Origin of the sequence: Streptomyces sp. NPDC060194 (assembly GCF_042728285.1) — a bacterium.
Lineage (GTDB): Bacteria > Actinomycetota > Actinomycetes > Streptomycetales > Streptomycetaceae > Streptomyces.
This window is the reverse complement of record NZ_JBHWZH010000059.1, coordinates 21,699-35,251: the sequence shown is the minus strand read 5'-3', so window position 1 is coordinate 35,251 and position 13,553 is coordinate 21,699. Positions and strand designations below refer to the sequence as shown.

General features: G+C 75.5%; 12 protein-coding genes. 8 read left to right on the top strand and 4 right to left on the bottom strand.

The features are described 5' to 3' along the window. Positions 1-64: 64 nt before the first annotated feature. Entirely contained in the window at positions 65-613 is a 549-nt protein-coding gene (locus ACFWEG_RS15550) for a DoxX family protein (RefSeq protein WP_387214697.1), read from the top strand. Positions 614-678: 65 nt separating this feature from the next. Here the strand turns inward: ACFWEG_RS15550 and ACFWEG_RS15545 are convergent, their stop codons facing one another. Further along, the gene (locus ACFWEG_RS15545) at positions 679-2,070 is read right to left on the bottom strand and encodes a S1 family peptidase (protein ID WP_387214694.1); all 1,392 of its coding nucleotides are present in this window, start codon (positions 2,068-2,070) and stop codon (positions 679-681) included. 187 nt (positions 2,071-2,257) lie between these two features. On the opposite strand from ACFWEG_RS15545, the gene ACFWEG_RS15540 reads away from it, so the two are divergent. The 7 genes from ACFWEG_RS15540 to ACFWEG_RS15510 all read left to right on the top strand — a co-directional run bounded on the left by ACFWEG_RS15540 (position 2,258) and on the right by ACFWEG_RS15510 (position 9,206). Continuing rightward, positions 2,258-3,523 carry an NAD(P)/FAD-dependent oxidoreductase gene (locus ACFWEG_RS15540; RefSeq protein ID WP_387214691.1) on the top strand — a complete coding sequence of 422 codons (1,266 nt, stop codon included), beginning with the start codon at positions 2,258-2,260 and terminating at the stop codon, positions 3,521-3,523. After that, positions 3,520-4,299 (top strand): DUF1365 domain-containing protein, encoded by a 780-nt coding sequence (locus ACFWEG_RS15535; RefSeq protein WP_387214688.1) that lies wholly within the window; start codon positions 3,520-3,522, stop codon positions 4,297-4,299. The genes ACFWEG_RS15540 and ACFWEG_RS15535 overlap by 4 nt, the downstream gene beginning before the upstream one ends. Further along, positions 4,296-5,609 carry a class I SAM-dependent methyltransferase gene (locus ACFWEG_RS15530; RefSeq protein WP_387214685.1) on the top strand — a complete coding sequence of 438 codons (1,314 nt, stop codon included), beginning with the start codon at positions 4,296-4,298 and terminating at the stop codon, positions 5,607-5,609. The genes ACFWEG_RS15535 and ACFWEG_RS15530 overlap by 4 nt, the downstream gene beginning before the upstream one ends. Beyond that, positions 5,606-6,880: a class I SAM-dependent methyltransferase gene (locus tag ACFWEG_RS15525; RefSeq protein WP_387214683.1), complete on the top strand. Its 1,275-nt coding sequence runs from the start codon at positions 5,606-5,608 to the stop codon at positions 6,878-6,880. Before ACFWEG_RS15530 ends, ACFWEG_RS15525 begins: the two co-directional genes overlap by 4 nt. Further along, a complete protein-coding gene (locus ACFWEG_RS15520) occupies positions 6,877-7,707 on the top strand; it encodes a DUF1295 domain-containing protein (RefSeq protein ID WP_387214680.1) in 831 nt (276 codons plus the stop codon). Before ACFWEG_RS15525 ends, ACFWEG_RS15520 begins: the two co-directional genes overlap by 4 nt. Further along, on the top strand, positions 7,704-8,411 hold the full coding sequence (locus ACFWEG_RS15515; protein ID WP_387214677.1) for an alpha/beta hydrolase: 708 nt from the start codon (positions 7,704-7,706) through the stop codon (positions 8,409-8,411). The genes ACFWEG_RS15520 and ACFWEG_RS15515 overlap by 4 nt, the downstream gene beginning before the upstream one ends. 96 nt (positions 8,412-8,507) lie before the next feature. Next, on the top strand, positions 8,508-9,206 hold the full coding sequence (locus ACFWEG_RS15510; RefSeq protein WP_387214673.1) for a GAF and ANTAR domain-containing protein: 699 nt from the start codon (positions 8,508-8,510) through the stop codon (positions 9,204-9,206). 23 nt (positions 9,207-9,229) lie between these two features. Here ACFWEG_RS15510 and ACFWEG_RS15505 read toward each other — a convergent pair whose 3' ends face one another. From ACFWEG_RS15505 to ACFWEG_RS15495, 3 genes are all read right to left on the bottom strand, one after another. After that, entirely contained in the window at positions 9,230-9,628 is a 399-nt protein-coding gene (locus tag ACFWEG_RS15505; protein ID WP_387214670.1) for an ATP-binding protein, read from the bottom strand. A gap of 127 nt (positions 9,629-9,755) precedes the next feature. Continuing rightward, positions 9,756-11,486, bottom strand: coding sequence for a PP2C family protein-serine/threonine phosphatase (locus tag ACFWEG_RS15500; RefSeq protein ID WP_387214668.1), 1,731 nt, complete (start codon positions 11,484-11,486; stop codon positions 9,756-9,758). Positions 11,487-11,741: 255 nt separating this feature from the next. Continuing rightward, positions 11,742-13,454, bottom strand: a complete 1,713-nt coding sequence (locus ACFWEG_RS15495) for a discoidin domain-containing protein (protein ID WP_387214666.1) — start codon at positions 13,452-13,454, stop codon at positions 11,742-11,744. Positions 13,455-13,553: the final 99 nt, after the last annotated feature.

Here is a 13,553-nt window from a genome sequence, read left to right as displayed (position 1 = left end):
TCCGTGCCCCGAACGGCCCAGTACGACCCGCGCCCGCCGCACGCGGGCCCACACAGTGGGACGCATGGGACGTTGCAAGCACACCAACACGCTGACCCGCCGGCGCGACGCCGGTCTCCTCGCGCTGCGCGTCGGCACCGGCGCGGTCCTCGCCGCGCACGGGACGCAGAAGCTGCTCGGCTGGTTCGGCGGCGGGGGCCTGGAGGGCACCGCCGCCGCGATGGAGTCGATGGGCTTCAAGCCCGGCAAGCAGAGCGCGCTCGCCGCGGGGCTCGGCGAGGCCGGCGGCGGGGCGCTCCTCGCCCTCGGCCTCGCCACCCCTGCGGCCGGCGCGGCGGCGGTCGGCGCGATGGCCGGCGCTGTCGCCGTCCACGCCCCGGCGGGCTTCTTCGCCCAGGGCGGCGGCTACGAGTACCCGGCCTTCCTCGGCTTCACCGCCGCCGCGATCGGGGTCATCGGGCCCGGCCGGCTGTCGCTCGACCACGCCACCCGTCACCGCTTCGACCAGCCGTGGACGATCGCCCTCGCCTTCACCGCGAGCGCGCTGGCCGCGGCGGCCGTGGTCGGCAAGCGCCGGAGCGAGGTGGCGGAGCCGGAGCCGGAGGGGTCCTGACGGCCCCGGGACGGCGGTGAGGCGCGGGCGAGGCGGCGGCTGACCGGGCGCTCGGGCGGCGGCGGTCAGTCGCCGTAGCCGTGACCGCCGCCCTCGTCCGCGCCACTCTGGCCCGCGCCACCCTCACCGACATCGCCCTGACCGGCGTCACCCGCACCCTGGCCACCTTCACCAGCGTCACCGGCACCGGCGTCACCCTGGCCCGCGTCATCCGCACCCGCGTCACCCGCACCGGCCTCACCGGCACCCGCGCCGCCCTGGCCCGGGTCATCGGCACCCGCGTCATCGGCACCCGCGTCACCAGCGCCCTCGTCACCCGCGCCCGCGTCACCCGCACCCTCCTCGCCGATCGTCGCGCCCACCGCGGCGAGCGCCGTCGTGACCGGCTGGAAGAACGTCTCGCCACCGACCGTGCAGTCGCCGCTGCCGCCGGAGGTGAGGCCGATCGCGCTGCCGTCGGAGGTGAAGAGGGGGCCGCCGCTGTCGCCGGGCTCCGCGCAGACGTTCGTCTGGATCAGCCCGCTGACCGAGCCCTCCGCGTAGTTGACCGTCGCGTCGAGGCCGGTGACGACGCCGTCGGCGAGGCCGGTGGTGCTGCCCATGCGGAAGACGGGAAGGCCCACCGCGGCCTCCGCGGCGCGGACGATCGGGACCGTCTGCCCGTCGCCCAGGTCGACCACGCCGGGCGCCTCGACGCCCGGGTCGTCATAGGTGACGAGGGCCAGGTCGCCGGACCCGGGGAACGTCGCGGCCTGCACCGTGCCGACGGGCGCCCCGCCCTGCGCGTCCGACCACTGCTCGGCCGCGACGCCGCAGTGGCCCGCGGTGAGGAATCCGGGGGAACCGTCGCCGGTGGTGACGTTGAAGCCGAGCGAGCATCGGGAGCCGCCGCCGAAGATCGCGTCACCGCCCTCCGCGAGCGTGGTGAACCGGCCCGCGGACCTCTCTATGCGGGCCACGCCGTCGTCCAGTGCGTCGACCGCCGACTCCAGCCGGTCCCACCGCTCGCCGGTGACCGTCCTGTCCGCGGTGACCAGGACCTGGTTGGTGCGGGGGTCGACCGCCCAGGCGGTGCCGGGGACGGCCGCCGTCCGGGACAGCGTGCCCTTCGCGGACCTCAGCTCGCCCATGGAGTTCCGCACGGTCCGGGCGACGGCGCCCGCCTCGCGGACCCGCTCGCCCGCCTCCTCCGCGTCCTCGCCGGCGACGTTGACCACGACCCGCTTCGCCCGTGCGTCGAACCACGCCCCCGCGTACGCCCCGCCCAGCTCGTCGGACAGCTGCGCGACCAGGCCGGGCGCCGAAGCGGCGCTGACGGTCCTCGGCGCGGACGACCGGTCGTCGCCGTCCGACTGCGACGCGTTCGCCGACGGCAGAAGAACGGCCGCCGCCGCGACCCCGACCGCGCCGGCCGTCGCGAGAACGGCCTTGCCCCTGGGTATTCGCCTGTGACTCAACTCGCCGCCTCCTGAAGGGATGTACCGCGTCCGGCCCTCCTATACGGGCGGCGGCGGCCATCGGTTCAGCGCGGCGGCCGACCGCTCCACCGGTCTCGTACTGGAGATCGATCCCAATCCGGAGGCCCGTCGGCTGCGAAATACGGGTGACAGCAGCAGCCGGACGGCGTGTCGAGTGGCGGGAGCGGTGGAAGTGGAACAGCGGAACGTGGCGGTCCTGGGCGCCGGGGTGGCGGGCCTGACGGCCGCCTACGTCCTGGCGGCCTCGTACGAGGTCACCCTGTACGAGGCGGAGGAGCGGCTCGGCGGCCACGCCCACACCCGCGACCTGCCCGGCCCCGGCGGGCGGCCGGTCGCGGTGGACTCCGGGTTCATCGTCCACAACGAGCGGACCTACCCCACGCTGCTCCGCCTGTTCCGCGAGCTGGGCGTCGAGACGCAGGACGCCGAGATGAGCATGTCGGTGCGGTGCGACGGCTGCGGTCTGGAGTACGCGGGCGCGCGGGGCCCGGCGGGGCTCTTCGCCTCCCGCGCCGCCCTGCGGGCCCGGTACCTGCTGCTCCTCGCGGAGGTCCCCCTCTTCCACCGCCTCGCCCGTCGCCACCTGGCACGCGGCACCGGTGCGGACCTCACGTTCGGGCAGTTCCTGCGCAGGGGCCGCTTCTCCCCGTACTTCGTCAGCCACTTCGCGCTGCCGCTCGTCTCCGCCGTGTGGTCCTGCCCGGCCCGCACCGCGCTGGCCTACCCGGCCGCCTACCTCTTCGCCTTCCTCGACCACCACGGGCTGCTCTCGGTCACCGGCTCCCCGCAGTGGCGGACCGTCACCGGCGGCTCGTCCGCCTACGTCGCCGCCGCGGCGAAGCGGGTCCAGCGGATCCGCACCGCCAGCCCGGTCCGCACCATCCGGCGCACCGGCTGGGGCGCGGAGATCACGACCGCCGACGGCTCCCGCGAGGCGTACGACGCCGTCGTGATCGCCACCCACCCGGACCAGGCGCTGCGCCTGCTCGCGGATCCGACCGACGACGAACGGCGGCTCCTCGGCGCCTTCATGTACTCGCGCAATCCCACCGTGCTGCACACCGACTCCTCCGTCCTGCCCCGCTCGGCCCACGCGAGCGCGAGCTGGAACTACCGCATGGCCGACTGCACGCCCTCGCTCGCCCCCGTCCGCGTCAGCTACGACATGGAGCGCCTCCAGGGCCTGCCGGCCGGCTCCGGCTACGTGGTCACCCTGGGCGGCGAGGACGGCATCGCCCCGGACGAGGTCGTGGAGCGGATGGTGTACGAGCACCCCGTCTACACCCCCGCCTCGGTCGCCGCGCAACGCGAACTGCCCTCCCTGAACACCGGGGTGACGGCCTACGCCGGCGCGTGGCACGGCTGGGGCTTCCACGAGGACGGCTGCCGCTCCGGCGTGGCGGCCGCACGGTCCCTGGGGGTGAGCTGGTGACCACGCCCGAGGTGAGCGTGCGTCCCGGGAGCCGCCGCGGCGCGGAGCCCGAGGCGGCGCTCTACGTCAGCGAGATCACCCACGTCCGCCGCACGCCCCTGCGGCACACGCTGCGCCACCGCACCTACCTGTGGTGCGTGGACCTCGACCGGCTGCCGGTGCTGCCCCTCCCGCTGCGGCCGCTCGCCCGCTTCGACGCCCGCGACCACTTCGACGGGACGGCCCCGTCCCTCCGCGCCGGCCTCGACGCGTACCTCGCGACCCGCGGCGTCGACCTCGACGGCGGGCGCGTGGTCATGCTCGCGCACGCCCGCGTCCTCGGGTTCGTCTTCAACCCGCTCACCGTGTACTGGTGCCACGACCCCTCCGGCGCGCCGGTGTGCGTGGTCGCCGAGGTCCACAACACCTACGGCGGACGCCACTGCTACCTGCTGCGGCCGGACGAGGCCGACGAGACGGTGGTGGACAAGGAGTTCTACGTCTCGCCGTTCTTCGCCGTCGAGGGCCGCTACCGGATGCGGCTGCCGCTGCCCGGCGCGCGCCTGGACCTGACCGTCCACCTGGAGCACGACGGCGGCCGGGCGTTCACCGCCGTCGTCAAGGGCCGCCGCCGGCCGGCCACCGTCCCCGGCCTGCTCACCGCGGCCGCGCGCAGGCCCTGGTCCACCCTCGCCGTCTGGGCCGGCATCCGCCGGCACGGCATCCACCTGCTGCTGCGCGGCCTGCCCGTCCACACCCGTCCCCGTACCACCCCGCAGAAGGACAAGCTGTCGTGACCCGTCCCGTCCCCACGTTCCAGGGCCGCACCGAGCCCGCCCGCGGCGCCGCCCGGATCCCCGTGCAGAAGACGGGGAGCGGACCCGCCCCCGCCGTCCGCCGCCCGGAGGTCGACGCCGACCGCTGGCCGGACGTGGCCCGGCCGCCGTCGGCCGGAGCCGCCCGGACCGCCGTCGCCCGGCACCTGGTGGGCCGCGCGCTGGAGCGGCTGGCCCTGACCGGGCCCCCGGCCCGCGGCCCGCGTTTGGTCCTCCACGACGCCGACGCCTTCTACCGCCGGATCGGCGACGGCGGACTGATCGGCTTCGGAGAGTCGTACACGGCGGGGGAGTGGGACAGCGACGACCTGGCCGGCGTCCTGACCGTCCTCGCCGCGCACGTCGACGAACTGGTCCCCGCCCCGCTGCGCCGGCTGCGCGCGCTGTGGGTCTCCGCCCGCCCCACCGCCGACCGCAACACCCGCAGCGGGTCCCGCGACAACATCCAGCGCCACTACGACCTGTCCAACGACCTGTTCGCCGCGTTCCTCGACCCCACGCTCAGCTATTCCTCAGCCCTCTTCACCGCCCTCCCCGCCCGTTTCGACACCCTCGCCGCCGCCCAGCACCGCAAGATCGACCGGCTGCTCGACCTGGCCGACGTCGGCGAGGGCACCCGACTCCTGGAGATCGGCACCGGCTGGGGCGAACTCGCCCTGCGGGCCGCCGCACGCGGGGCCCGGGTCACCACCCTGACCCTCTCCGCCGAGCAGGCCGCCCTCGCCCGCGAGCGGATCGCGGCGGCCGGCCACGGCGACCGGGTCGACGTCCAACTGCGCGACTACCGCGACATCGAGGGCCGCCACGACGCCGTCGTCAGCGTCGAGATGATCGAGGCGGTCGGCGCCGAGTACTGGCCCGCCTACTTCCAGGCGCTGCGCCGCGCGCTCGCCCCCGGCGGCCGGATCGCCCTGCAGGCCATCACCATGGGCCACCGGCAGATGCTCCACACCGCCGCCACCCACACCTTCATCAGCAAGTACGTCTTCCCCGGCGGCCTGATCCCCTCCCGCCGGGCGATCGCCGAGCACTCAGCCGCCGCCGGCCTGCGCACGGCCGCAGACGACGGCTACGGGGAGCACTACGCCGAGACGCTGCGCCTGTGGCGGGAGCGGTTCGCCGCGAACCGGACCGCCGTCACCGGACTCGGCTTCGACCCGGTCTTCCAGCGCATGTGGGACTTCTACCTCGCCTACTCCGAGGCCGGGTTCCGCTCCCGCTACCTCGACGTCCGCCAGCTCCTCCTCACCGACGGGACCCACCGACGATGACTGCCGCCGACCGGCTCACCCAGCTCCTCGGGCACTTCCTGCCCGGCCCGCTCCCCGTGCGCGTCCGCGCCTGGGACGGCAGCGAGGCCGGCCCCGCGGACGCGCCCCTGGTCGTCGTCCGCACGCCCGACGCCCTGCGCCGCCTGCTGTGGCAGCCGGGCGAACTCGGCCTCGCCGAGGCCTACGTGACCGGCGACCTCGACGTCGAGGGCGACCTGGCCGACGCCTTCTCCCGCGCCGCCCGGGCCGTCCGCGAACGGCCCGCCGTCCGCCCCGGAGCGGCCGGCATGGCGGCCGCCACCGCCCTCGCGGTACGCCTCGGCGTCGTCGGCCCGCCGCCCCGGCGTCCCGACGGGCGGGCCCGGCTGACCGGCAGCCTGCACAGCGCCTCCCGCGACCGCGCGGCCATCAGCCACCACTACGACCTCTCCAACGACTTCTACGCCCTCCTCCTCGACCGGACCATGGCGTACTCCTGCGGCTACTGGACCCGGCCCGACGACCCCGACTACACCCTCGCCGACGCCCAGCACGACAAGCTGGAGCTGATCTGCCGCAAGCTCGGCCTGAACCCCGGCGACCGGCTGCTCGACGTCGGCTGCGGCTGGGGATCCCTCACCGTGCACGCGGCCCGTGCGCACAAGGCCCGCGTCACCGCCGTCACCCTCTCCCGCGCCCAGCACGACTTCGTCGCCGAACGCGCCGCACGCGAGGGCGTCGCCGGCCTCGTCGACGTCCAGCTGCGCCACTGGCGGCACATCGACGGCGGCGGCTACGACGCGGCCGCCGCCGTCGAGATGGGCGAGCACGTCGGCGACGCCGAGTACCCCGCCTTCGCCGCCAAGCTGCACGACGCGCTGCGCCCCGAGGGCCGGCTGCTGATCCAGCAGATGTCCCGCGGTGCGAACGCCCCCGGCGGCGGCGCGTTCATCGAGACCTACATCGCCCCCGACATGCACATGCGCCCCGTCGGCCGCACCGTCGACCTCCTCGAGGACGCCGGCCTGGAGGCCCGCTCCGTCGAGGCGCTGCGGGAGCACTACACGACCACCATCGACGCCTGGCGCGACACCCTCGAACAGCGGTGGGCCGAGGTCGAGGCGCTCGTCGGGCGGACCACCGCCCGGGTCTGGCGGCTGTACCTCGCCGGCGCCTCGCTCGCCTTCGCCGAACGCCGCATGGGCGTCGACCAGATCCTCGCCGTCCGCCCCACCCGCGAAGGGACCGCGGCCATGCCCGCCACCCCCGCCGACTGGTACGACCCGGCGTGAACGGCACCGACTGGGGCGCCCTCGCCGTCAACCTCGCGGCCTGCGCGAGCGCGGCGGCCGCGGTGCTGCTCGCCACTTTCGCCGTCGCCGTGCGCCGCGGGCTGCACCGCGTCGTCGACGTCGCCTGGGGCGTCGCGTTCGCCACCGTCGCCGTCGTCACCTGGCTGCTGTCCGACGGCCACGGCGACGACGGCCGGCGGCTGCTCGTCACCGCGGCGACGGTCGTCTGGGGGCTGCGGCTGTCGCTGCACATCGCGTGGCGCTCGCGCGGCCACGGCGAGGACCCCCGGTACACCGAGCTGCTCGCCAAGGCGCCCGGCAACCCGACCCTCTACGCGCTGCGGTCCGTCTACCTCGGCCAGGCGGCGCTGGTCTGGCTGATCTCCCTGCCCGTCCAGGCCGCGGCATACAGCGCCGATTCACTGGACGTCCTGGCGTACTGCGGCCTCGCGGCGTGGGCGCTCGGGCTCGGCTTCGAGGCCGTCGGCGACCACCAGCTCGCGCGCTTCAAGCGGGACCCGGCCAACAAGGGGCGGATCATGGACCGGGGCCTGTGGTCCTGGACCCGGCACCCCAACTACTTCGGCGACAGCCTCGTGTGGTGGGGGCTCTACCTGTTCGCGTGCACCGCCTGGCAGCCCGCGCTCGCCACCCTGCTCTCGCCCGTCCTGATGACCCTGCTGCTCACGGTCGGCAGCGGAAAGCGCCTCCTGGAGAGGCACATGGCCGACCGTCCCGGGTACGCGGCCTACGCGGCCCGCACCAGCGGCTTCCTGCCGCTGCCGCCGCGCGCACCCCGACCCGGAACCGGAGGGAACCCCTCGTGACCGCCCGCCACCGCGCCCTCGACCTGCCCGAACCCCAGGTCACCGCCCCGGCGGGAGCGGTGCTCGTCCTGCACGGCGGCCGCGCCGACTCCGTCGCGCCCCCGCCCCCGCTCAACCTGCCCGACCTGCGGATGAGGGCCTTCGCGCGCGCCCTGCGCGAGGATCCCCGGCACGCGGACGTCGTCCTCGGCTTCGTCCGCTACCGGGTCCGGGGCTGGAACGGGGAGGAGGCGGACCCCGTCCGGGACGCCCGGCAGGCCCTGGCCGATCTGGCCGCCGCGGTCGGCCCGCTCCCCGTGGTGCTCCTCGGGCACTCCATGGGCGCCAGGGCCGCACTGCGCGTGGCGGACGACCCGCACGTGCGCGGCGTCGTGGCGCTCGCCCCGTGGTGCCCGCCGGGCGAACCGGTGGCCCATCTGCGCGACCGCGCGGTCGTCGCGCTGCACGACCCGGCCGACGCCATGACCTCCGCGGCCGGCACCTGGGCCCTCCTCCGCCGCGCCGAGGCCGCCGGAGCCCGCGCGCTGGGCGTGCGCATGCCGGGCGGCCGGCACACGATGGTCCGTCGCTCCGGCCTCTGGCACCGGACCGCGGTCCGCTTCACTGCCGAGACGCTCGGCCTGCCGGCACCGCCCGGAGGGCCGGAGCCGGTCTGGACGGTCGGGCCCACGGACGTGGCGGAGCTCGTCCCCGCCCACCGGTGAGGCGCGGCGGCGACGCGTCGAGGGCGCCCCACCTCGCATGAGGCCCGCGCACCCGGGTACCCCGTCCCTCCGCCACGGACGAGGAACGGAACCCCGATGATCGCCAGAGTGTTCGCCGCCGCAGCCGAGGGCGACCTCGACGAGCTGCCCGTCCGCCTGTGCCGGGCGGCGCTGGACGAACTCCCCGCCCAGGCCGCGTCCCTGGCGCTCGTCCCGGACAGCCCGGCCCGCCAGCTCCTGGCCGCCTGCGGCCCCGGGGCGCTGCGGGTCGAGGAGCTGCAGTTCGAGACGGTGGAGGGGCCGTGCGTCACCGCCGTGCGGACCGGCGCGCCCGTCGTCGTCCCCGACCTCGGACACGAGACGACCCCGTGGCCGCTGTTCGGCGCCTTGGTGCGGGAGCAGGTGCCGGCGGTCCGGGCGATCCACGCCTTCCCCCTGGCCTTGGAGCCGGGGCCGCCCTTCGGCACCCTCGACCTGCTCTTCCACCGGCCGACACCCCCCGCCCCGTGGCTGACGGACCGCGGGCAGGCCGTCGCCTCGGCGATCTCCCTGGTGCTCCTGCGCGCCTACGGCGACCTCCCGGACGAGGACGCGCCCGCACCCTGGGAGCGGGGACCCGACTCCCGGGAGCACTGGATGTCCTCGCACCTGGCAGCCGGGATCCTCGCGCAGCGCCTCGGTATCGGCACGGACGAGGCGCTCGCCCGGATCCGCGCGCAGGCCTTTCTGAGCGGAGAGCCCCTGCCCCGCATCGCCGCTCAGGTCATCGAGGAACCCGTCGGGGACGAGGACTGAGCGCCCCGCGGCACGACCGCGGCTCAGCGCAGGGGTATGAGCACGACGACCCGCTTGCCCCGCGGGAGGGGGACGACCTCGATGCCGCGGCACAGCATCTTGACGATCTCCAGCCCGTGCCGGCCGATCCGCTCGGGGTCGTGGCCGGCGGCCTCGGGCAGCACCGGCGAGGAGTCCGCGACCTCGATCCTCAGGTCGTCGGGAAGGAGATCCAGGCGCAGGGAGAGCGGACCGTCGGCGTACTTCACGGCATTGGTGACCAGCTCCGACACCACCAGCCGCGCGCGCTCCACGAGCACCCCGTCGCCGCCGGCCGTCCGGGCGAGGAAGGCGGCGGCGAAGTCCCGCGAGGCGCCGATCGCCGTCGCGCCGCCCGCGAAGTCCTGCTGTTCGTGCACCGTCGCACGCGCGGCCGTTCCCATCGCTGCCTCCGACTCGCCCCGTGTCCCACCCGCGCCCACCACCGGGCGCCTTCCCCGCAACCAGCTGTCAGCATGCCACAACACCCCGACACCCCCGCGCGCCCGGGAGCGCCCCGCTCCCGGCCCGCTACCGGGTGGGGTGAACCGCGACGCGGCGCAGGGCGAGGAGGGTGACGTCGTCGGAGCGGTGCGGGCCGTCCATGAGGGTCACCAGCCGCTCGATCCAGTCCTGGAGCCCGGCGACGCCCGGGCCCGGGCCGGACTCCCGGACGCTGCGGGCCACGGCGCCGAGCAGCCGGTCGGTGTCCTGGTCGGGGTCGCCGTCCCGCCGCTCCGTCAGCCCGTCCGAGTACAGCAGGACGATGTCGCCGACGTGCAGCGGAGCGACGGCGGCGGCGTAGTCCGCGCCGGACAGGACGCCGAGCGGGAGGCCGGGGCCGCCGTCCGCGAGCGGCAGCTGCGTCGCGCGACCGCCCCGGAGGAGGACCGGGCGCGGATGGCCGGCGCAGGTCCAGCGCAGTGAGGAGCGCACCGGGTCGAAGCTCGCGACGACGGCGGTGGCGGTGGACTCGTCGCCGTCCGCGCAGGCCACCTCGTTGAGCCACGCGGTGAGGCGTTCGACAGGCTCGCCGGTGTAGGACAGGCCCGCCAGCGCGTACCGCAGCTTCGCCATGAGGGTCGTCGCCTCCAGGCCGTGGCCGCGCGCGTCGCCGAGCGCGACGAGGAGGTCGCCGCCGGGGAGGTCGCGGGCCTTGTACCAGTCCCCGCCCACACCGGCGTCCCGGGCGTCGGGCCGGTAGACCGCCGCCGTCTCCAGACCCGAGGCCACCGACTCCCGGTGCAGGTGCGGCAGCACGGCCGTCCGGAGCGCTTCGGCGACCTCCGCCACGGCCTCGGCGCGCTCGTGCTGCCGGTGCGCCTCGCGCTCCGCGCACCGGGCCGCCTCCCGTCGTCGCCGGTCCGACGTCACGTCGATCAGGACAGCCCGCAGTGCCCACACCACGTCGGCCGGGGCGATCCGCACGGGCTCCGCGACCACGCGCAGGACGCGCTCACCGCTCCCGCGCAGGCCCACTTCGCACGCGGCGGTCCGCTTGCGCAGCACGACGTCGTACAGCAGCCGGTACAGCTCGGGGAGGGAGTCGGGCGTGATCGCTCCGGCCAGCCGGGCGAGGCCCGGCACCGGCGCGCCGTCGGCCAGGCCCAGCACGTCGCGGAAGCCGCGCGAGCACGCGACGCCGTCGTCCCCGAGGTTCCACTCCGCCCAGCACGTGCGCACCAGCCGCTGTGCGGCGGCGGCCATCCGGACGCTGCTCCCGCGCTCCCACGTCAGCAGGAACTGCTCCCCGCACGGCGTGATGCGCGACTCGTCGCTGATACGCACCGGGCCGTCCGCGGTCGGCAGCAGCCACTCCAGCGTCTCCGGCCCCTGCGGCGCCCGCTCGTGGAACGCCCGGGTCAGCATGTCGAGCACCCCCGTCCGGGCCAGTGCCGGGAAGCGGGCGAACAGCGACTCCGGCCCCCGCCAGGGGGGCACGGCGCCCGCCGGGAACCGCGACTCCCCGTACCTGCGGGCGGCGATGTTCCGCTGGGTGTAGACGGCGTCCTCGATGACGCCGTCCGCGCCGAACACGGGGGTGAGCAGCACGGCTGCCACCGGAATGGCGTCGAGGACGTCCTGCCCGGTGGGGGCCGTGCCCGTCGCCGAGGGGGGAGGCCCGGCCCGATCCGCCCGCGGCTCGTCCTCGTGCAGTGCGGCGGAGGCGGCGACCCTGCGCCGTTGGGCGTCGAGCAGCTCCTCGATCGCGTGCAGTCCCAGACGCGACCGGACGCAGTCCGCCGCGGGTGGCTCTGTCATGGGGATACCGGGCCTTCGGAACGGGGGGAGGAGTGCCGACGCTGCCGATCAGCGTCCGCCCCGCGCCCGGAGCCGGCCAGCCGGACTGCGCCGAACGGCGGTCGGGCGACCGCCACGACCCGTCGCCGGCGGGGCGATCCCGGCCGCGGTGGGTCCGCGTGCGCCGTGGACCGGCGGCGGGCGGTGCGGCCGGACGGAGCGTTGCGGTGCGGCCGGACGGAGCCCCCGGCCCGGTCCGGCCCCGGCCCGCTGCCGTCAGCCGGTCGCGTACACCTGCAGGCCCGACAACTGGCCTGCAGGCCACCCGGTGTTGGCGGTGATCTGCACCCGCAGGTAGCGCACCGACGTCCGCGGGACGGTGATCGTCACCGCGTTCCCGGTCGCCGGGTCGAAACGCAGCCCGGCCGACGCGCTGAGCGTCGTGTACGCCGAGCCGTCCGTCGAGCCGGTGACCGACAGGGTCTGCGTGCGCGCTCCCCAGGCCGGGTTCGGGGGCAGGGTGAGGACGACGCGCACGACGGGGCGCAACTGGCCGAGGTCCAGCCGGAGCGACTGCGGGAAGGCGTGGTTCGCGCTCTCCCAGTACGTGTGCGGGTCGCCGTCGACGGCGTTGCCCGGCCCGTAGCTCTGGGTCTGGCTGCTGGCCGTCACGGGTCGGCGCAGCGCGAGGTCGCCGGTCGGCGGCGGGTCGACGGGGCCGCCGCCGACGGTGGTCGGGGTGGGGCGGACGGCGGTCAGCGGCAGCTCGCCCTTCAGCATGCGCCCGCCGTCCCCGGTGAGCCGCAGGTAGTAGTCCGCCGAGCAGGACGTGCCGTCCTCGTCGAGGGCGCGGATCCCGGAGCCCGCCGGGACCTGCGCGGCGGTCTCCGCGGTCTTGGCGATCTGGTTGCCCTCGTTGTACTCGTCGAACATCGAGACGTAGATGCCCTGCACCCCGATGCGCTTCATGTTGTAGAACTGCCGCCACATGAAGTCGCCGTGCGCACGGTGGCCCGACTGGAGGTCGCCGGGCAGGACGCACGGCTGGTAGTCGATGCCGTACGCGTCGCACTCGGCCTGGTCGGGTGTGTTGACGTTGGCATAAAAGTGGTCGGCGTCGGCGATGCTTCCGATCCGGCCGACCATCCAGGGCGAGATCATGTCGAAGGCGCGGTAGACGCCGATGAAGCCGGGGCGGGAGTCCTCGACGCCTCTGCGCCAGTGCGTCGGCACCCCGCCCATCACGTAGCAGCCCTGCGCCTTGAACCAGGTGACGACGTCCAGGCAGACGTCCGCCGACCACGCCTTGTTCGGCTCGTTGAATCCGAAGCCCCAGATGCCCACGACCGGCTTGCCGTTCTGGCGGGCGTAGGCGGGCGACGCGGTGTGTGCGCGCATCTTCGCGAGCCAGTCGGCCTTCATCTCCGGCTGCATGGTCGTCCACGCCGTGGCGTCGTACATGACGTAGAACTTCCGCCCGTACCGCTCGGCCGCGTCCCGCACCTTGCCCGCCATGGCGTCGCGGGTCGCGCCCTCGCCGCCGTTGGGGTTGAAGCGCTGGAGGGCGGCGGTGTCGATGCCGTGCTCGCGCATCCAGGCGAAGTGGGTGTCGACGGTCTGCTGGTCGTAGGACGAGAACAGCGTCGCGGGCTGCCCGTCGCCGAGGGCCGGGTAGGCGGTGCGGTAGGTGCGGGCGTAGTCGCGGACGTCCGGCCAGCTCACGATCGCCGTGTTGGACGGAGAGGGCGGCTGACCCCAGTTGTCCGACCAGTGCCACCAGCCGTTGATCGGCGCCCCGTCGCCGGAGCACGCGAACCAGCCCTGGTACCCGACGGTGATCTTTCCTACGACGTCACCGGGCGGCGACGCGGCGGGAGCGGGCTGCGGTGCGGGCGCTGCGTGGGCGCCGGACGGCAGGAGTCCCGCGGCCAGGGCTCCGGTTCCGGCGGCGGCGGCGGTGGCGAGGACGGTGCGTCTGGAGCGTTCCATGGGGGGCCTTCCCGGGGGATGCGGGGGAGGGGGACGCGAGAAGGCTAGGAGCGCGGTCCGCAGGAAGTCCATGTGCGTGCGCAAGACTTCGAGAATGCG

Bases quoted from the DNA above. Each gene is read 5' to 3' on its own strand.
- ACFWEG_RS15550 (WP_387214697.1), top strand. From the start codon at position 65: ATGGGACGTTGCAAGCACACCAACACGCTGACCCGCCGGCGCGACGCC.
- ACFWEG_RS15505 (WP_387214670.1), bottom strand. From the start codon at position 9,628: ATGGGAACGGCCGCGCGTGCGACGGTGCACGAACAGCAGGACTTCGCG.
- ACFWEG_RS15510 (WP_387214673.1), top strand. From the start codon at position 8,508: ATGATCGCCAGAGTGTTCGCCGCCGCAGCCGAGGGCGACCTCGACGAG.
- ACFWEG_RS15500 (WP_387214668.1), bottom strand. From the start codon at position 11,486: ATGACAGAGCCACCCGCGGCGGACTGCGTCCGGTCGCGTCTGGGACTG.
- ACFWEG_RS15495 (WP_387214666.1), bottom strand. From the start codon at position 13,454: ATGGAACGCTCCAGACGCACCGTCCTCGCCACCGCCGCCGCCGCCGGA.
- ACFWEG_RS15525 (WP_387214683.1), top strand. From the start codon at position 5,606: ATGACTGCCGCCGACCGGCTCACCCAGCTCCTCGGGCACTTCCTGCCC.